At 44.2% G+C, this 18,323-nt stretch carries 16 protein-coding genes; 11 read left to right on the top strand and 5 right to left on the bottom strand.

What is annotated here, in order from left to right:
• Together AC5V8P_RS11960 and AC5V8P_RS11955 are read left to right on the top strand one after the other, a co-directional pair.
• On the top strand, positions 1-955 hold a 955-nt coding region (locus tag AC5V8P_RS11960), incomplete at its 5' end, for a ThiF family adenylyltransferase (RefSeq protein WP_495473645.1).
• Between the two features lie 150 nt (positions 956-1,105).
• Positions 1,106-1,798 (top strand): response regulator transcription factor, encoded by a 693-nt coding sequence (locus AC5V8P_RS11955; protein WP_064796516.1) that lies wholly within the window; start codon positions 1,106-1,108, stop codon positions 1,796-1,798.
• A gap of 70 nt (positions 1,799-1,868) precedes the next feature.
• Here the strand turns inward: AC5V8P_RS11955 and AC5V8P_RS11950 are convergent, their stop codons facing one another.
• Both AC5V8P_RS11950 and AC5V8P_RS11945 read right to left on the bottom strand, forming a co-directional pair.
• Positions 1,869-2,369, bottom strand: coding sequence for a C40 family peptidase (locus AC5V8P_RS11950; RefSeq protein ID WP_064796517.1), 501 nt, complete (start codon positions 2,367-2,369; stop codon positions 1,869-1,871).
• Positions 2,370-2,649: 280 nt separating this feature from the next.
• Positions 2,650-3,291 carry a thiamine diphosphokinase gene (locus AC5V8P_RS11945; protein ID WP_064796518.1) on the bottom strand — a complete coding sequence of 214 codons (642 nt, stop codon included), beginning with the start codon at positions 3,289-3,291 and terminating at the stop codon, positions 2,650-2,652.
• Positions 3,292-3,437: 146 nt separating this feature from the next.
• Here AC5V8P_RS11945 and AC5V8P_RS11940 point away from each other — a divergent pair, with 146 nt between their 5' ends.
• Positions 3,438-3,902, top strand: coding sequence for a low molecular weight protein-tyrosine-phosphatase (locus AC5V8P_RS11940; protein ID WP_064796519.1), 465 nt, complete (start codon positions 3,438-3,440; stop codon positions 3,900-3,902).
• Positions 3,903-4,043: 141 nt separating this feature from the next.
• Here the strand turns inward: AC5V8P_RS11940 and AC5V8P_RS11935 are convergent, their stop codons facing one another.
• Complete coding sequence (locus tag AC5V8P_RS11935; RefSeq protein ID WP_064796520.1) at positions 4,044-4,778, bottom strand: alpha/beta hydrolase; 735 nt, start codon at positions 4,776-4,778, stop codon at positions 4,044-4,046.
• A 255-nt stretch (positions 4,779-5,033) separates the two neighbouring features.
• On the opposite strand from AC5V8P_RS11935, the gene pdhA reads away from it, so the two are divergent.
• From pdhA to AC5V8P_RS11895, 8 genes are all read left to right on the top strand, one after another.
• Positions 5,034-6,101, top strand: a complete 1,068-nt coding sequence (gene pdhA / locus AC5V8P_RS11930) for a pyruvate dehydrogenase (acetyl-transferring) E1 component subunit alpha (protein WP_013371457.1) — start codon at positions 5,034-5,036, stop codon at positions 6,099-6,101.
• A 100-nt stretch (positions 6,102-6,201) separates the two neighbouring features.
• On the top strand, positions 6,202-7,182 hold the full coding sequence (locus AC5V8P_RS11925; protein ID WP_017427718.1) for an alpha-ketoacid dehydrogenase subunit beta: 981 nt from the start codon (positions 6,202-6,204) through the stop codon (positions 7,180-7,182).
• A gap of 34 nt (positions 7,183-7,216) precedes the next feature.
• Complete coding sequence (locus AC5V8P_RS11920; protein ID WP_064796521.1) at positions 7,217-8,827, top strand: 2-oxo acid dehydrogenase subunit E2; 1,611 nt, start codon at positions 7,217-7,219, stop codon at positions 8,825-8,827.
• Positions 8,828-8,830: 3 nt separating this feature from the next.
• A complete protein-coding gene (gene lpdA, locus AC5V8P_RS11915; RefSeq protein WP_063212648.1) occupies positions 8,831-10,252 on the top strand; it encodes a dihydrolipoyl dehydrogenase in 1,422 nt (473 codons plus the stop codon).
• A gap of 255 nt (positions 10,253-10,507) precedes the next feature.
• Entirely contained in the window at positions 10,508-11,302 is a 795-nt protein-coding gene (gene thyA, locus AC5V8P_RS11910; protein ID WP_064796522.1) for a thymidylate synthase, read from the top strand.
• 17 nt (positions 11,303-11,319) lie between these two features.
• Positions 11,320-11,808, top strand: coding sequence for a dihydrofolate reductase (locus AC5V8P_RS11905; protein WP_063212650.1), 489 nt, complete (start codon positions 11,320-11,322; stop codon positions 11,806-11,808).
• A 237-nt stretch (positions 11,809-12,045) separates the two neighbouring features.
• Positions 12,046-13,533: a glutamate synthase subunit beta gene (locus AC5V8P_RS11900; RefSeq protein WP_063212651.1), complete on the top strand. Its 1,488-nt coding sequence runs from the start codon at positions 12,046-12,048 to the stop codon at positions 13,531-13,533.
• 597 nt (positions 13,534-14,130) lie between these two features.
• Positions 14,131-16,482, top strand: coding sequence for a type IA DNA topoisomerase (locus AC5V8P_RS11895; RefSeq protein ID WP_064796523.1), 2,352 nt, complete (start codon positions 14,131-14,133; stop codon positions 16,480-16,482).
• Positions 16,483-16,511: 29 nt separating this feature from the next.
• Here AC5V8P_RS11895 and AC5V8P_RS11890 read toward each other — a convergent pair whose 3' ends face one another.
• A complete protein-coding gene (locus AC5V8P_RS11890) occupies positions 16,512-17,276 on the bottom strand; it encodes an HAD family hydrolase (protein WP_064796524.1) in 765 nt (254 codons plus the stop codon).
• Between the two features lie 66 nt (positions 17,277-17,342).
• Positions 17,343-18,260, bottom strand: coding sequence for a hypothetical protein (locus tag AC5V8P_RS11885; RefSeq protein ID WP_063210639.1), 918 nt, complete (start codon positions 18,258-18,260; stop codon positions 17,343-17,345).
• Positions 18,261-18,323: the final 63 nt, after the last annotated feature.

The raw sequence follows: 18,323 nt of genomic DNA, 5'->3' as shown, positions 1-18,323 counted from the left end.
TTCCTCTCATGTACTAATCTTAGGTGTTGGAGCGTTGGGTACAGGTATTGCAGAAACGCTAGTTCGTGGAGGCGTAGGTACGGTAAGTCTCGTAGACCGGGATTATGTGGAATGGAGCAATTTGCAGCGCCAGCAGCTTTTTCAGGAAAGTGATGCTGCGCAAAAATGTCCCAAAGCAATAGCTGCCCAGCGAAGATTAAAGGATATTAATTCGGAAACAGTCATACATGCACATGTCTTGGATGTTGGGGTAGAAGAGCTGGAAGAGTTGATCCAAGGAGTGGATCTCATGATGGACGCAACCGATAACTTCGATACCCGGCTTCTTATGAATGATATGGCACTCAAGCATCGTATTCCTTGGATTTATGGAGGATGTGTGGGTAGCTACGGTGTAACTTACACTTTTTTACCGGGTCAAACGCCTTGTCTACATTGTCTGATGGGAACTGTACCGTTTGGAGGGGAGACTTGTGATACGTCCGGCATTATTCCGCAGGCGGTACAAATGGTCACGGCTAACCAGACTACAGAAGCTTTCAAACTTCTTGGTGGATATCCCGAGGAATTGAGAGGGAAGTTGCTTTCGTTTGATTTGTGGAAAAATGAGTATGTTGCAATAGCAGTGGATCGTCTTAAAAAGGCGAATTGTCCTTCTTGCGGTAGCCAACCGACGTATCCCTATTTATCGGTCTCTCATCGGCAGAAAACAGATATTTTGTGCGGCAGGGAGACCGTTCAAATCAGACCCGCGAACCGGGCACATCTAGATCTCGCAGAGATAGCAGATAGATTTGCAGCATTGAGCGAGGGGAACGTAGAGTGGAATTCGTATCTGGTTTCCTTTAGTGTAGACGAGTATCGCTTGGTTGTTTTTGCGGATGGCAGAGTATTGATTCATGGGACAAAGGACGTGGCGAAAGCAAGAAGTCTGTATCATCGCTATCTGGGCTAAAAACTATATAAACCATAAAGCAGAAAACCATTCTTCAGAGAATGATTTTCTGCTTTTTTGTTACACTAATACAAATATGTTTAATGGCTTATAACAAACTTGTTCGTGTCCCAATATGTAACGCGATGTTCAAATCAGGTGGGTGAAAAGATGAGCCCGTTAATTGTACTTGTGGATGAAAATGAAGCGCCCGCTGTAATCGTTCGTCCATTGGAGCAGGCAGGTTATCAGGTGGTTCATGTTCGCAATTTGTCGGATGCAAACTCTTATACAGCTCAGAATCCTGTAAGTCTGCTACTCTTGAACGTTAAAGATGAACGGGATGGTGCTGAAGGCTTGATTCGCGTTTTGCAGCAGAGCTATCCTCATGTACCGATCCTTGCAATGATTTCTTCAAATGAGGAGGCACATATTGTCTCCTGCTTTGAACAAGGAGCACATGATGTAATGGTAGTGCCCTTTTATCCTAGAGTTCTTCAGGCTAGAATAGCTAATTTATTACGAATTTTTGGTGTTGAACGTGATGTGAAGAAGGCAATCGTAGCAGGAGATTTACATATAGACACGGCAAGCAGAACAGTGAGGAGAGGGGAGCGAAAACTGGAATTAACTCCGAAAGAATTCGATCTTTTGCTGCATCTGGCAATACATCTTAACCAAGTTTGTAGCAGGCAGCAAATATTAAAGGACGTTTGGAAACATGATTATATCGCTGATACGAACGTAGTAGACGTGTACATCAGACATTTGAGGGTTAAAGTAGATAAAGGGCAAAAATTTAAAATGATTCGAACCGAACGAGGCATTGGCTATTCACTCAGAACGCCAACCGAAGCAAATTAGTTAGCATAAATGATATAAAAAAAAGCCGGAACGTTTCGTTCCGGCTTACCTATTTCTAATGAGTTTTACATTACAGCACGCGACGTGCTTTAATGTATGTTCTTTTCCAGTTGCCAGAGTTCAAATCGGAGATGGTCACGCCAGGTCCGCCGTAGGTGTGTAAAATTTTACCCCCGCCCATATAGACTGCCACGTGAGTAATGTTGTGTCCTGTGGCACGACTACCGCTTGAAAAGAACACCAAATCGCCTTTTTTCAAATTGGATTTGGATACGGCACGTCCGACTTTAGATTGTTCAACAGAAGTGCGCGGCAAATCGACTCCGTATTTCTTGAAAATGTGCTTCATAAAAGAAGAACAGTCAAAATTGCGAGTGGTGCTGGTAGAAGCTCCAAACTTATAGGGAGTGCCCATATATTTTTTACCATAGTCAATTACTTTTTGACCTACAGAAGTAGTTGCAGTGGCAGCTTGTACTGTATTTGTTCCCTCAATGGCAAAAGTACCAAAGCCGATCGTGGCAGCGACTCCTGTGATAATTACCTTTTTTATGATTTTATGCATATTCATGTTGTAAGTACCTCCAAAAAATGATTTGTGCAATATTTTGCTGAGTTGCTAACTAACTGACAGCGTTGAGTATAACAGTTTTGAAGCCGCCTAATAGTTGGAAAACTATGCTCAAATGCTTGTGGGACAAGGCATACATCGTGATTATTAAAAAACGATTAAAAATTACAATTTGTAAAAAATAAATGAATTCTTGAACATGGGTAAACGGAAAAACCCTTGATTAACAAGGGTTTTGAGTGGTTGAACAGTCTTTGTAATAGTTACAACAATGTCATAATTAATCTTTGCTTTGAATAACCAGTAGCAGACCACTTTTGATGGAGATCGTGCCTTTTTCAGCTGTTAGCTTATTACTTACACCAAGTGATTGTCCCATTTTAAGGGTGGCATTGTGAAGTGGATACATAAAACCTTCCAGTTCTATACCTGTTACTTCGGGAGTCAAAGGAATGAGCGATGTATATGTATAGCCCATAGGCTGGATTTCCAGCGTTGATCCGGTGAGCTCAATAAAATTATGTTCGTCCATGATAGCGCAACTAATGTGATGCTGCATGGCCCGTACTAATATTTGAACATTGGCTAAGGTGTGGTCCATTCGAGTGCCAGTAACACCGAGCAAGAGTACATGATCTGCTTGTCCTTCCATAGCAATTTCTAAAGCAAGCTCTGTATCAGTTAGGTCCTTATGTACTGGATCGCAGGCAATCATACGTTGGCTTGCTGATTTTACCTGTTCTTGTTCCTCAGGTGTAATCGAATCAAAATCTCCTACAGAGACATGTGGTGTAACACCGTGCTTTATCAGAAAAAGAGCGCCTTTATCTGCACCTATAATAAAATCATCGGGTTGTATTTGTTGTAAATCTTCTTCAATAAGACGACCGCCTGAAAATACAATGGCTCGTTTTTTCGTCATGTCCAACATCCTTTCTTTCTGTATACGGTCCCATATATACGATCATTTTAAGTATACCGCTTTAAATATGGCTTGCACAATTTTGGAGGACCTGGCTACAATGGAACAGAAAAAAGAAGTGTAACGTGAATAGGAAGGGGAATGAAATGATTAACGTTTTGTTTGTGTGTTTAGGCAATATTTGCCGCTCTCCGATGGGGGAGGCCATACTGAGACATAAGGTAATGGAACGGGGACTAGACGCAGAAATCCAGGTGGACTCGGCTGGAACAGGCGACTGGCATATTGGAAATCCTCCGCATGAGGGAACGCTAAAGCAACTTAAGCTACACGGAATTAGCGAGCAAGGCATACAGGCACGGCAAATAACAGAACGTGATTTTGAAGCGTTTGACTATATTGTGTGCATGGATGACTCTAATGAACGAAACATGCGCAAACTTACAGGTGGAGCAGATGCTGATATACTAAAATTCATGGATTTGCTTCCTCAAGAAAAGTTAAGGGAAGTACCTGACCCGTATTTTACTGGTAATTTTGAGGAGACCTATCGATTAATGGATGCGGGATGCGATGCCTTGCTGGACAAGATCATAGAAGAAAAGCTATAATGTGAACGACAGATAACGGCAATCATTGCCGTTTTTCGTTATACATTTTTGAAAGCGCAATCAAAACATAAGAAAGAGGAACGGCTTATGACCTCGAAGGTCAATGCTCCATTCCTCATCATTGCCTAGGATCTTTATTATTCAGGCGTGATCCAAAAAATACATTAGCGCGTCAGGCAGCTCGTTTTGCCAAAAGCCCCACAAATGTTTGCCATCCTTTTCACGGTAAGAAACTTCGGCGTTCCGCTCGCGCAGCAAATCTGCGCATTGTCGGTTCAGCTCTACAAAGTTGTAAATGCCGGTATCACTCTCAAAAGCATCTTCCTGAAGGCCAACTGTCATCCACACACGCAGATGAGACAGTTCTTTCTCACGGGCAATAATTTCTTGCGAAGCTTCATAGTAGGCACCTGAAAGGCTAATAATGCGGTTAAACAGCTCGGGATATAACAGTGCCAAGTGCAGAGACACACTCCCACCCAGTGAATCTCCAGCCAGAATGCGGGACGCTGCATCTTTTCTTATAGGATACTTTTGTTCCACATAGGGAATAATCTCTTCTGCAAAACAGGCAGTGTATGCCTCAAAACGATTACCGAAGGGAGCGTACTCCTGAGTTCTGATCTTGGTGTTCACTTCCACACCTACAATAATGAAGGGTTCTACGCCTTCATCCAGTATGAGCCGGTTGGCGTGTGTTGCAATGCGTCCAAAATTGAAGAATTCCTCTCCATCCTGACAATAGACGACTGGGTAGCTCAAAATTTCATTATAGCCGGGCGGCAAATAAATCCGGAGAGTTCGGGTTTCGCCAAGTAAGCGGCTCTCTACTTCGTCTTTAAGGATGGTTCGTTTTAAATACCGAGAATCCGTCATTTTTCGTCACCTTTCTTGGGTATTATTTTGCATTAAGGATCACAATAAGTTAAGATTACCCTGATTGCAATAGATGTTTAAAATTTCAATCATGTACTAAGCTGTTATAGTAAAAAACACACCCTGTTACATACACAAAAATGTGCTAAACTCAAAAAAAATAACTAAATCTTTGACGCGAGCGATATAACAGGTGTATAATAATCCTATAACAGCGGAACTTGATATTCAAATTTTTTTGTTGAGGTGAAGAAAATGAGCAAGGTTCCTTATGAAGTTTACACAGAGGAAGTTGAGGCTCTGTCCGTGCTTTCTCCGGATGGTGAAATTATCAATAAAGATAAACTGCCTAAACTTACAGATGATCAATTGAAAGAAATTATGTATCGTATGGTATTTACACGTACTTGGGATGACCGTGCTGTTAACTTGGGCCGTCAAGGACGTCTCGGCTTCTACGCTCCGGTATCCGGACAAGAAGCAACAATGGTTGGTAGCGAATTTGCGCTCCAAAAAGAAGACTTTATTGCACCAGGCTACCGAGATATTCCGCAACTCGTTTGGCATGGCCTGCCATTATATCAAGCTTTCTTGTATTCCCGTGGTCATCAACACGGTGGTCAAATACCGGACGGCGTTAACGTATTGATGCCGCAAATCATCATTGGTGCGCAAATTCTGCACGCTATGGGTATTGCAATGGGCTACAAACTGAAAAAACAAAAACAAGTCGTCATTACATATACAGGCGACGGCGGTTCTTCCGAAGGTGATTTCTACGAAGGTCTGAACTACGCTGGTGTATACAAGTTGCCAGTTATTTTCTTTGTGCAAAATAATGGTTACGCGATCACAACGCCATTCTCAAAACAAACGGCTGCTCTTTCGATCGCTCATAAAGCAGTAGCTGCTGGTATTAAAGGCGTGAAAATTGACGGTATGGACGTGCTTGCAGTTATTAAAGCAGTTCAAGAAGCTGCAGAGCGTGGACGTAATGGTGAAGGTGCCACATTGATTGAAGCGGTTACTTACCGTTTCCGTCCACATTCCCTTTCTGATGATGCGACGAAATATCGTTCTAAAGAAGAAGAAGGCGAATGGAATGCGAAAGATCCAATTGCCCGCTTTGCGAAATACCTGGAGAAAAAAGGTCTTTGGACTGAAGAAGACACAGCTCGCGTAAAAGAAGAAGCGAAGGCAAAAGTCAATGAAGAGATCAAAAAAGCTGAGAAAACGGAAAAAATGACAATTCCTGGCTTGATCGATAGTATGTTCGAAACTACGCCTAAGCACTTGGAAGAGCAAAAAGCTGATTTTAAATAATTGAATTTGAGAGAGACCGGGCGGCAACCCGATCCGGTCTGCTTTTCGATTGACCTGAACTGAAACTGATCTGTCAATGTTTAAGGAGGAAATGAAGCAAATGGCACAAATGAACATGAAAGAAGCGATTCGTGACGCACTGCGCGTAGAGTTGAAACGCGACCCTAACGTCCTGCTTTTCGGTGAAGACGTAGGTCATGTAGGTGGCGTATTCCGCGCTACAGAAGGTCTGCAAAAAGAATTTGGCGAAGAACGTGTATTCGATACTCCGCTGGCGGAATCCGCAATCGGAGGTCTTGCTGTCGGTCTGGGTATCCAAGGTTTCCGCCCTGTAGCTGAAATCCAGTTCGTAGGCTTTATCTTTGAAGCGCTCGATCAAATGGCAATTCAAGCATCCCGTATGCGTTACCGTTCCGGTGGACGTTACAATTCTCCAATCGTATTCCGTACACCTTTCGGTGGCGGTGTTAAAGCAGCTGAGCTGCACACAGATTCCCTGGAAGGTCTTTTGACTCAAACACCAGGTATTAAGGTTGTTGTTCCTTCCAACCCTTACGATGCTAAAGGTCTTATGATTGCGTCTATTCGCGATAACGACCCAGTATTTTTCATGGAGCATTTGAACCTGTACCATGCATTCCGTGCTGAAGTTCCTGAGAATGATTACACAGTTGAACTGGGCAAGGCTAATGTAGTTCGTGAAGGTTCCGATGTGACGATCATTACTTACGGTATGATGGTACACACTTCGGTTAAGGCTGCTGAAGAGCTGGAAAAAACAAAGGGTATTAAAGTGGAAATCATTGATTTGCGTACAATCAGCCCGATTGACATTGATACCATTGTTGCTTCCGTTCAAAAAACCAATCGTGCGATCGTTGTTCAAGAAGCGCAAAAGAGCGCAGGTGTGGCTGCTGAAGTTATTGCACAAATTAACGAAAAAGCAATCCTGCATCTGGAAGCACCAGTTCTGCGTGTAGCAGGTCCGGATACCGTTTATCCATTTGCTCAAATTGAAGATACTTGGTTGCCAACGCCAACACGTATCATTGATGCGGTTAATAAAGTAATGGAATTTTAATTAAAGCACACCGTAAATTTGGGAGGTTTTAAACGTGGCAAAATTTGAATATAAATTCCCGGAGCTGGGTGAAGGTCTTCACGAAGGCGAAATCATCAAGATGCACATCAAACCCGGCGACAAAGTAACTGATGATGATATCATCATGGAAGTACAAAATGACAAGGCTGTAGTTGAAGTTCCATGTCCGGTTAATGGTACAGTACAAGAAGTATTTGCCAAAGACGGAGACGTTTTCAACGTAGGTCAAGTCGTGGCTGTCATCGACGCAGAAGGAGAACTTCCTGAGCAAGAAGATGCACCAGAAGCACCAGCTGCTAGCCCTGAGCCAAGTGCTGCTGCACAAAGCGGAGCTGCAGGTGCAGCTAGATTTGAATATAAATTCCCAGAGCTGGGTGAAGGTCTGCACGAAGGTGAAATCATCAAGATGCATATCAAACCCGGTGACAAAGTAACTGATGACGATATCATCATGGAAGTACAAAACGACAAGGCTGTAGTTGAAGTTCCATGTCCGGTTAATGGTACAGTACAAGAAGTATTTGCCAAAGACGGGGACATCTTTAACGTAGGTCAAGTTGTGGCTGTCATTGCTGCTGAAGGCGAACTTCCAGAACAAGAAGAAGCACCAGCTGCTGTTAAACAAGAAGAGGATGCTGCAAAAGGTGGAGCGAACACGAAACCAGCAACACCAGCTGCTTCCAACAAAGACGTATTAGCTACTCCTAGCGTACGTAAATTTGCTCGTGAGCAAGGTGTTAACATTGCTCAAGTGAGTGGCTCCGGCAAAAATGGTAAAATCACTAAAGAAGATGTAGAAGCTTTCAAAAATGGCGGAGGCCAAGCGGCTGCACCAGTAGCAAAAGAAGCTGCAAAAGCGCAAGAGCCAGCTAAAAAAGAAGCAAAAGCAGCAGCACCATCCGCACCAGCTGCAGATCCGCGTGCTGAGGAAGAACGCGTACCATTTAAAGGTATCCGTAAAGCTATTTCCAATGCGATGGTTAAATCGGCTTACACAGCTCCACACGTTACAATTATGGACGAAGTGGATGTAACTGAGCTGGTTGCTTTCCGTACTCGCATGAAACCAATTGCAGAGAAGAAAGGCACAAAAGTAACTTACCTGCCATTCATCGTAAAAGCTTTGGTTGCCGCTTCCCGTCAATTCCCGGCTCTGAATGCCTCGATCGACGAAGAAGCTAACGAAATTGTCTACAAAAAATACTACAACATCGGTATCGCTACAGATACAGACAACGGCTTGATCGTTCCTGTTATCAAAGATGCTGATCGTAAGAGCATCTGGATGATCGCTGATTCCATCCGTGATCTGGCTGTACGCGGTCGCGATGGAAAATTGGCTGCCAATGAAATGAGAGGAAGTACAATTTCCATCACTAACATTGGTTCCGCAGGCGGTATGTTCTTTACTCCAATCATCAACTTCCCTGAGGTTGCAATTTTGGGTACTGGCCGCATCAGTGAAAAAGCAGTCGTGAAAAACGGTGAAATTGTTGCCGCTCCAGTAATGGCTCTTTCCCTGAGCTTTGACCACCGTATTATTGACGGTGCAACTGCTCAAAACTTCATGAACTATATTAAACAGCTGCTCGCTAACCCTGAGCTGCTTGTAATGGAGGTGTAATCAATGGTAGTAGGAGACGCTTCTCTGGATATTGACACATTGGTTATCGGTGCGGGTCCTGGCGGCTATGTAGCTGCCATCCGTGCCGCACAATTGGGACAAAGCGTATTGATCGTTGATAAATCTGAGCTGGGCGGTGTTTGTTTGAACCGTGGATGTATTCCATCCAAAGCTTTGATCTCTGCGGCTCATCAATACGAAGCAGCTAAACATGGCGAAACTTTCGGTATTACAGCTGAAAATGTAAAAGTTGATTTCGCTAAAACACAAGAATTTAAAAATGGTGTTGTTAAGAAAATGACAGGCGGCGTAAGCGGCTTGCTCAAAGGTAACAAAGTTGAAGTTTTCAATGGTGAGTGCATGTTTATCAACGAAAACGAAGCGCGTGTATTCAACGAACATGAATCACCACGTTACCGTTTTAAAAATGCAATTATCGCAACAGGTTCCCGTCCTATCGAATTGAAGCCATTCCCATTTGGCGGACGTATTCTGTCTTCTACAGAAGCATTGAACCTGCCTGAAATCCCGAAAAGCCTGATCGTTATCGGTGGTGGATACATTGGTGCAGAGCTTGGACAAATGTATTCCAAATTCGGTTCCAAAGTAACGATCATTGAAGGTATGGATACTGTTCTTCCTGGCTTTGACAAAGATATGACTTCCATCGTTGCGAAAAGCATGAAGAAAACAGGTATCGAAATCTTCACTGGCGCTAAAGCGGAAAGTGCGGAACAAACTGATAAAGATGTGACAGTGAAATTCTCCGTTAACGGTGAAAGCAAAGAAGTAACTGCTGAGTACCTGCTGGTCACTGTTGGACGTCGTCCAAATACAGACGGAGAATTGGGTCTGGATCTGATTGGTGTAGAACTGGATGAACGTGGATTGGTGAAAGTTGATCACCAAGGACGCACTAGCATCCCTCACATCTTCGCAATTGGCGATATTGTTCCTGGTCTTGCTCTGGCTCACAAAGCTTCATATGAAGGTAAAGTAGCTGCTGAAGCAATCGCAGGCCAACCATCTGTTGTAGACTACAAATGTATTCCGGCTGTAGTGTTCACAGATCCAGAATGCTCTAGCGTAGGCTACACAGAGGCACAAGCCAAAGAAAAAGGCTACAATGTCAAAGTTGGCAAGTTCTCTTATGGAGCAAACGGCCGTGCTGTTTCCCTGAACGCTGCTGAAGGCTTTGTAAAAATCGTTGCTGACGCAGATACAGGCCTGGTCCTGGGTACGCAAATCGTAGGTTTGGAAGCTTCCAACCTGATTGCTGAGCTGGGTCTGGCGATTGAAATGGGTGCTACACTCGAAGATATCTCCCTGACTATCCATGCTCACCCTACACTGGGCGAGCTCGTGATGGAAGCAGCGGAAGTTGTAATGGGTCATCCGATTCATGCATTGGCGCCACGTCGCTAATTCCATTTCACTTATCTTGTTTTTGGTTTTCATACATGAAAAAAGAGGCAAGGAGCGCTTTATCTGCGCTCTTTGTCTCTTTTTTTCAGACTTTAACATTATGGGGCTAACATGAAAATTCACACAGTACATGGTCAACAAAGTACCGTACATGATAAACTAAATATAGATAATGGTGCAGATTGAGAAATTTCAAATTTCAAAATTAAAATCGACGATGCTGTTTTTTATTCATGCTCAAAGGAGAGAAACAACGTGCGCAACTACTTGGAATTGCTAGAGGATATTTTAGAGAACGGAGTGGAGAAAGAGGATCGGACAGGGACGGGGACAATTTCTGTTTTTGGAAGACAACTTCGTTTTGATCTGGCCAAGGGCTTCCCGCTGGTGACGACTAAAAGAGTGCATTTGAGATCCGTTATACACGAGCTGTTATGGTTTTTGCGAGGGGAAACCAATATTGCTTATCTCAAGGAAAACGGGGTTAGCATTTGGGATGAATGGGCAGACGAGCAGGGGAATCTGGGGCCTGTATACGGGTCGCAATGGCGTGCCTGGGAAACAAAGGATGGACAACATATTGACCAAATTGCGAATGTCATTGAGGCTATCAAAAACAATCCGGATTCACGTCGACATATCGTCACTGCCTGGAATGTGGCTGAAATTGAATCTATGAAGTTGCCACCATGTCATTTTGTATTCCAGTTCTACGTAGCTGGAGGAAAGCTTTCCTGTATGTTGACGATGCGTTCAGTGGATACCTTCCTGGGGCTGCCGTTTAACATCGCCAGTTATGCATTGCTAACGCATATGGTTGCACAGCAGTGCGGCTTGGAGCCAGGAGAGTTTATTTGGTCAGGCGGCGATGTGCATATTTATTCAAATCATATACAACAAGTGCATACGCAGCTGAAACGTGATCCGTATCCCTTGCCACAGTTGAAAATTCTGCGCAAGCCAGAATCCATTTTTGATTACACTTATGAGGATTTTGTTTTCGAGAATTACGAACATCACCCAGGGATCAAGGCGCCTGTCGCCATCTGATTAGAGGAGGTGGAAAGATGGGCATTTCAATGATATGGGCTATGGCACAAAATGGTGTGATTGGCCGGGATAATAGGCTTCCTTGGCGCCTTCCCAGAGACATGGCCTTCTTCAAAGAGCAGACGATGCATAAAACGGTACTCATGGGACGCAAAACATGGGAGTCCTTTGGTGGGAAATGCCTTCCTAACCGGCGTAACGTCATTTTGACTCGAGATGAGCACTATCAGGCGGAAGGTGCGGAAGTGATCCATACACTGGCGGAAGGGCTCCAGCTAGCACAAGACGAAGAGCTAATGGTCATTGGCGGAGCGGAGATTTACTCGCTGTTTTGGCCACATGCTGCTCGGCTGATCGTGACTCGAATCGAGGAGACTTTTGAAGGTGATACGGAGTTCCCTAGTCTTGATTGGAGTGGTTGGAATATAGTCAGTGAAACGACAGGTATTAAGGATGATAAAAATCCATATAACTACCGTTTCGTTGTTTACGAGAGAACGGAATAAGAAGAGGTAAATTCGACCTAGCTCATTTGAAAAATTAATAAACCATATAAAAAATCCTTTTGGCTGTAGATGCAGAAAGTTGCATAAGTTTTCATTACTTTTACGCTGTATTGTGATACAATAAATCAAATTCAACGAGAACAGACCCTTTCATAACACAAACAGACAAGTTCGAATTTGACTTAAATTCTGAATGGATGATCGGGGTTCATAAGCGAAGAGATGGGGGAACGTAACATGTCTACACCAACTGGATTTATGGAATACACACGACAGCTTCCTGCAGACCGGGACCCGGCGGAGCGTATTAAGGATTGGGAAGAATTCCATAAGCATATGTCTGAAGAAGAGCTGCGTACCCAAGGGGCACGTTGTATGGACTGCGGAACTCCTTATTGTCATACGGGGATGGATCTGATGGGAGCGACTTTAGGCTGCCCGGTTCATAATCTTATTCCGGAATGGAACAATCTCGTATATCGTGGTTTGTGGAAGGAAGCGTTAGAGCGGTTACACAAAACGAATAACTTTCCCGAATTTACGGGGCGTGTCTGTCCTGCACCATGTGAAGGTTCATGTACTGTAGGCCTTATCGGGCAGTCTGTTACCATTAAGACAATTGAGGAAGCGATTATTGAAAAGGGCTTTGAGGAAGGCTGGGTTGTTCCTAATCCGCCAGAAAAACGTACAGGCAAACGAGTGGCTATTGTTGGCTCAGGTCCTGCGGGATTGGCAGCAGCAGCACAGCTTAATAAAGCAGGGCACAGCGTGACTGTGTATGAGCGTGCAGATCGTGTAGGCGGGTTGCTGATGTACGGAATCCCATCCATGAAGCTGGATAAGAAGGTTGTACAGCGCCGTGTAGATTTGTTGGAGGCTGAAGGTATTGAATTCATTACGAATACGGAAATTGGCAAGGATATCCCCACTGAGCAGTTGGTTGCTGATTATGATGCAGTTGTGCTATGTGGCGGATCTACAAAGCCGAGAGAATTCAATATTGAAGGCAGCGATTTGAACGGCGTCCATTATGCTATGGATTATTTGAATGGCACCATCAAAAGTTATCTGGATTCCAATCTCGAAGACGGCAACTATTTGTCCTCCAAAGGCAAGGACGTTATTGTTATCGGTGGCGGTGATACAGGCTCGGACTGTGTAGCTACTTCCTTGCGGCATGGTTGCCGGAGTGTCACTCAATTTGGCACACATGCCAAAGCTCCACTGGAACGTGATCCAATCGCGAATCCTTGGCCGCAGTTTCCGAATGTGTACTCTCTCGATTATGCACAGGAGGAAGCCAAAGCACTGTTCGGGGAAGACCCGCGTGAGTTCTCTATCATGACAACCAAATTTGTGGGTGATGAGAATGGTAATCTGAAAGAACTGCATACCATTCAAATTCAACGTATTGTTGATGAAACAGGACGTAAAATCTACCAACCGATTCCAGGTACGGAACGCGTATTCCCGGCACAAATAGCACTGATTGCGATTGGGTTTGATGGACCTGAGCAAACGATTGTGAAGGAAATCGGTTTGGAAACGGATCGTCGCTCCAACGTTAAGGCACGCTATGGGAAATATGTGACGAATGTGGATAAGGTTTTTGCTGCCGGTGACATGCGCCGCGGACAAAGTCTCGTTGTGTGGGCTATTAATGAAGGCCGAGAAGCTGCACGCGAGGTTGATAAATACCTCATGGGTGCTACCGTTTTGGTATAATTATAAACTTTAGGTTATAAATCAAGTAAGGGCTCCATCTTAGGATGGGGCTTTATTTGTGTTTCAAACTTGTAGACTACTTGTTCAATCGAATTGTATAGAATGCTACATAGAATGTTGTTATTATAATGTTATATAATATGACCTCATTTTGATTGCTTAATCATTTCGTTGTTATCTACAGTGATCATAACATAAGAAGTAGGGCTGTGTGTAGCTTTTTTATAGAAAAATGTACATTTATTTAACATAAAATTAGAATAATTTTAACTATATGTCATATTAAATTACATAAACATGACTCGATTTACTTTGAATGTAGTTTCGATTTGCTTTTACTAATTTCATATTACTTTAAAGGAGGAAGATATGATCTTTTCTGAGGTTACATAAAATCATGACCTGAGAGAACCATGATATCTATGGTATAATAGACGTATATTGTTGAAGCGCTAGACGAAATAAATTTACAAAGGAGCTTTCGCCATGGAGAAGGCTCCTTTTGCATGAGGCCGGGATACCTGTTTTCATTTGTGTTCCATGTATTTTATGGTTTATGGAGGAGAAACAGAAGGCCGTCAGGAAGGAATGGAATGAATGAAGACGTTGATTATTGCTGAGAAACCAGATATGGGACGGACGATTGCTGCTGTAATGGAGCCGCGTGCTAAAAATAACCGTACTTATTTGGAAGGGGAGAAATACATTGTAACGTGGGCGATCGGTCATTTGTTGGGCCTGGCTGAGCCGGATGCTTACGATACTAAGTACAAACGATGGAGTATTCAAGATCTTCCGATTATCCCTGAGCAATTCAAAATTGTACCCAATCCGAAAACAAAAGATCAGCTAAAAATAATTGGTGAGCTGGCCAAGCGCTGCAATGCCATCGTGAATGCTTGTGATGCTGGGCGTGAAGGACAGTATATTTTTGCGTTAATTCAGCAGCAGCTAAAGCTCCGACAGCCGGTTAAGCGTTTGTGGATTTCGGACTTGACGGCGGAAAGTATTGCGACAGGCTTTGAACGATTAAGAGATGCCTCGGAGTTTGAATTCCTGACTCAAGCTGCGCGGGCACGAAGTGAAGCGGACTGGCTGATTGGCATGAACGCCTCCAGAGCGTTTACAACCCGACATAACACACTGCTGTCAGTAGGACGAGTTCAGACTCCCGTGTTGGCATTGATTCATGATCGAGAAAAGGAAATTGAAGCATTTCAGTCTCAAACCTTCTATGACGTGTGGGCTGAGTTTAAACAAGATCAGATTAAGTACAAAGGGGCATGGCAGGGAGATCGGCTGACGAAACCGGAAGAAGCCGAGGAAATCGCTGTAGCGGTTCGCGGAAAAGAAGGGAAAATCACCAAATATGATACGAAGCAGACAAAGGAGTATCCCTTTAAGCTGTACGATTTGACGCTGCTTCAGCGCGAGGCGAATGCCAAGTACGGTTATTCAGCTAAAAAAACACTGGATGTGGCACAAGCGCTTTATGAGCGTCACAAGGTCATTTCCTATCCGCGTACGAACTCTAACTATGTGACAGAGCAGAATATAGACGGTATGCATAAGGCATTACGGATGCTGGGAACAGGTCCTTATGCTGAGCTGGTACAACAAGCAAACCCTAATTTGGTCCATAAACAGAATAAATCGGTCTGCAATCCGTCTCGTGTTGAGGATCACCATGCTATTTTGCCGACGCTAAAAAGACCAGGAACGCTCAGCAAAGAGGAACAAAATGTTTATGACCTGGTTATTCGTAGGTTTCTGTCGCATTTTTTTCCGCCGGCTGAATATAAAATGCATACGGTAATGACACAGGTCGACAAGCATCGGTTTAAAACCAATATTAAGGAGCTTCTGTCCTTGGGATGGAAAGTGGTTTTAAACAAGGCTGATCAGGATAAAGGTAAAAAGGGTAAATCATCTAAAAAAGAGGATGAAGAGGAAACCGACGAGTGGACGGACAAGAAGTTTGAAATTGATGCAGGGCGTGCGGTGGATTGTGTGCGCGCTGAGATGAAAGAAAAGGCGACTCAGCCTCCTAAAAGCTATACGGAGGGCACATTGCTTAAAGCGATGGAAAGCGCGGGTAAGCAGATGGAAAATGAGGAATTGCGTGAGGTTATGAAGGATGCTGGCTTAGGTACACCTGCGACCCGAGCTGCCACAATTGAACGATTGAAGAAGGTCGGATACATTGAAATGAAGGGCAAAAAGATTCTTATTACGGATAAAGGAAAGATGGCTATTAACCTAATCCGTCATGCCGGGGTAGATTTATTAGCTTCACCGGAGATGACGGGTCAATGGGAACGCCGTCTCCACCAAATATCCAAAGGTGAGGCAGCTCAGGAGAAATTTATGGATAATGTTAAAAGATTCACGTTGTCCATCATTGATAAGGTAAGGCAGCAGCCGCCTGCTCCAGCAAATGCCTTTGGCGAGGAGACCAGGAACAATCGCTCGGGAGGGAAGGGAAACGCCCGCAGTGTAGGTGCGAGTGGACGTGCTGCCGCCAAAGAAATGGGTCGCACAACCTCAGGGGGCCCTAGCAGTGCAGGAAGTACGGTGCAGGAGCAAGCAGCGCCATCCTTAAGACGCAGCTCGGCTACAAAAACTGTGCGAAGCTCATCTGATGGACAGTCAGATACTTTAGCGAGTCAAAGGCAGACGTTGGGCAGCTGTCCGTGCTCCAATTGCGGTGGAAGCATAATTGAAGGCCGCAAAGGGTATGGGTGCAGCCACTATAAGCAGGGTTGTGGTTTTGTCATTTGGAAGGAATATGCCGGCAAGCAGATTACTGAAACCATGCTCAAGTCCCTGCTCGCGAAGGGGCAGACACAATTGTTGTCTTTTAAGCGTAAAGACGGATCGACCGTCAAAGCGCGGATTGTTCTGGATGCACTAGAAACAGGAAAACTTAGCGTTCGTGAGGATACCTGAGATAATAATTGCCAACAAAGAAAAGGACCCTATCCGAGGGTCCTTTTTTGTTGATGCAATTGTATGCTTTCGTGAATCACTCGTGGCACTTCTGTTAGCTTCTGTATCGTGTACATTACAGAGTTCGCATTTTTTTGTAATTCAACCATATTGTAAATCCATTCTTTAGGCTGCTTCAGATACACAGCATGAATACCTGCCGCAAGGGCTGGAGATACATCGGTGCGTAAAGAATTCCCAATCATCCAGGTGATGTTTCGGTCCAACCGATTCATTTGGATGATTTTTTCCAGGGCTTCGACATTTTTATGCTGGCGAATGTAGATGCGGTCATCAAAGTAAGTAGCCAGCTTCATCTGTTTAATCTTTTTTTCTTGAATGACCTGCTCACCGCCAGTATAAAGGTGGAGGGAATGTCCTGCTTTTTGGAGTGAATTTAACGTTTCGGCCATACCTGGATACGGTTCGATTTCCTGCTCGTACACACTTCGGCCAAGCGAGCGAAGCTCCTGCTCTTCCCGAGCATCCATACGGCGTCCGAATTGTTCCGAGAAAAACTGGTACGTATCTATTAGAGATTGTGGAAAATGCTCGCTAGCAAAACCCACCTGATGAACTCCAGCCACATCAATTTCAATTTGTTTTTCACGGATCGTATTTCTCGTTAGGTTATGGGATGCAAACCATTCCTGAAGCAAATCGAAAAAATGGTTGAGAATAAGATCGAAATACTTGTTGCAGTGGACTAAGGTGTCATCAAGATCAAATAAAATGTTCTGCTTCGGATACGACATGATGCATACTCCTTCCAAGCCAAAGCTTTAACGGTGTCCGGTTTATCAGTAGAGCTTCAATTCAAATTACAATCCAATATAGGATTCCAAAAACACTTGCAAATCAGCCGCACCGTCGGGACGGATGCTGAATTTTTCCTTGTGATAGCGTCCAATGTGAATGCGGAGCAAGCCAGCCACACGCAAAATCATCATATCAGACATAAGAGTATCTTCCAATCGGCTCAAATCATGACGCATGTCTTCGAGGGACTTAGGTCCCTGAGCTAGATAGCGTAGAATGCGCAGCCGTTGCGGATCATTGACCGCACGAGTGAGCCGTAGTAGAAGCGTAGGAGGTTCTTCCTCACTTTCCTCGGGAATATCTACCGGATACTGGATTAGCAGTGTACGGGTATAAAAGCAGTACGAATTAATTGGGCGATTATGGACGACTGGAAACAGCACTACGGTATCAAGATCTTCCATATGTGGCACAACTAGTCCAGCTGTTGCATATTCAACAAGTGCTTCTGGTTCCATTTTACTTAACAGCATACGCTTTTCTGCAGCGTCTTCTTCTGCCAGCACACGCAGTTCGCCTTCCAGGGCCCGAAAATAATCACGATCCCACAATCTGAGGAGCGGTGCATATACCTTACGAATGCGTAAAGATTCTTCAAAGGTTAAAAAAGGAATATGCGGAACAAGCAGCTCAAACATCTCTTTGTCCGGCCCGTTGTCCAGATAAGAGATATAATCGGATATTTCATCCGATTCAGGGCGAAGTAACGCCCAGGCATAGAGTACGTCATAATCGCTAAAAGGGCAATCCTGAGCTATAGCAAGCTCAGTACGAACTTCCTGTTGTAATCGTGCATCCACCTTGTCGATCCATTCATGACCCAGGTCCATATCTTGGACCCACTTTTTAGTTACATAGGCCATGAAGCTGCCAAGCAATTCATAAATTGGAGAAGTGTCTATTTTAATTTGATAACTCATGGAAACAAATGCCTCCTATTCTGTCTTCTAGCCCAGAGCGGTGAACGTAATTAAAGCCCGTCC

This window comes from Paenibacillus sp. N119s, from assembly GCF_059447605.1.
This window is presented reverse-complemented; position numbering and strand designations above follow the sequence as displayed.

Excerpts from the sequence above, each read along its gene's own strand:
- AC5V8P_RS11955 (WP_064796516.1), top strand. The coding sequence starts at position 1,106 with ATGAGCCCGTTAATTGTACTTGTGGATGAAAATGAAGCGCCCGCTGTA.
- AC5V8P_RS11950 (WP_064796517.1), bottom strand. The coding sequence starts at position 2,369 with ATGAATATGCATAAAATCATAAAAAAGGTAATTATCACAGGAGTCGCT.
- AC5V8P_RS11945 (WP_064796518.1), bottom strand. The coding sequence starts at position 3,291 with ATGACGAAAAAACGAGCCATTGTATTTTCAGGCGGTCGTCTTATTGAA.
- AC5V8P_RS11940 (WP_064796519.1), top strand. The coding sequence starts at position 3,438 with ATGATTAACGTTTTGTTTGTGTGTTTAGGCAATATTTGCCGCTCTCCG.
- AC5V8P_RS11935 (WP_064796520.1), bottom strand. The coding sequence starts at position 4,778 with ATGACGGATTCTCGGTATTTAAAACGAACCATCCTTAAAGACGAAGTA.
- pdhA (WP_013371457.1), top strand. The coding sequence starts at position 5,034 with ATGAGCAAGGTTCCTTATGAAGTTTACACAGAGGAAGTTGAGGCTCTG.
- AC5V8P_RS11925 (WP_017427718.1), top strand. The coding sequence starts at position 6,202 with ATGGCACAAATGAACATGAAAGAAGCGATTCGTGACGCACTGCGCGTA.
- lpdA (WP_063212648.1), top strand. The coding sequence starts at position 8,831 with ATGGTAGTAGGAGACGCTTCTCTGGATATTGACACATTGGTTATCGGT.
- AC5V8P_RS11905 (WP_063212650.1), top strand. The coding sequence starts at position 11,320 with ATGGGCATTTCAATGATATGGGCTATGGCACAAAATGGTGTGATTGGC.
- AC5V8P_RS11900 (WP_063212651.1), top strand. The coding sequence starts at position 12,046 with ATGTCTACACCAACTGGATTTATGGAATACACACGACAGCTTCCTGCA.
- AC5V8P_RS11895 (WP_064796523.1), top strand. The coding sequence starts at position 14,131 with ATGAAGACGTTGATTATTGCTGAGAAACCAGATATGGGACGGACGATT.
- AC5V8P_RS11890 (WP_064796524.1), bottom strand. The coding sequence starts at position 17,276 with ATGTCGTATCCGAAGCAGAACATTTTATTTGATCTTGATGACACCTTA.
- AC5V8P_RS11885 (WP_063210639.1), bottom strand. The coding sequence starts at position 18,260 with ATGAGTTATCAAATTAAAATAGACACTTCTCCAATTTATGAATTGCTT.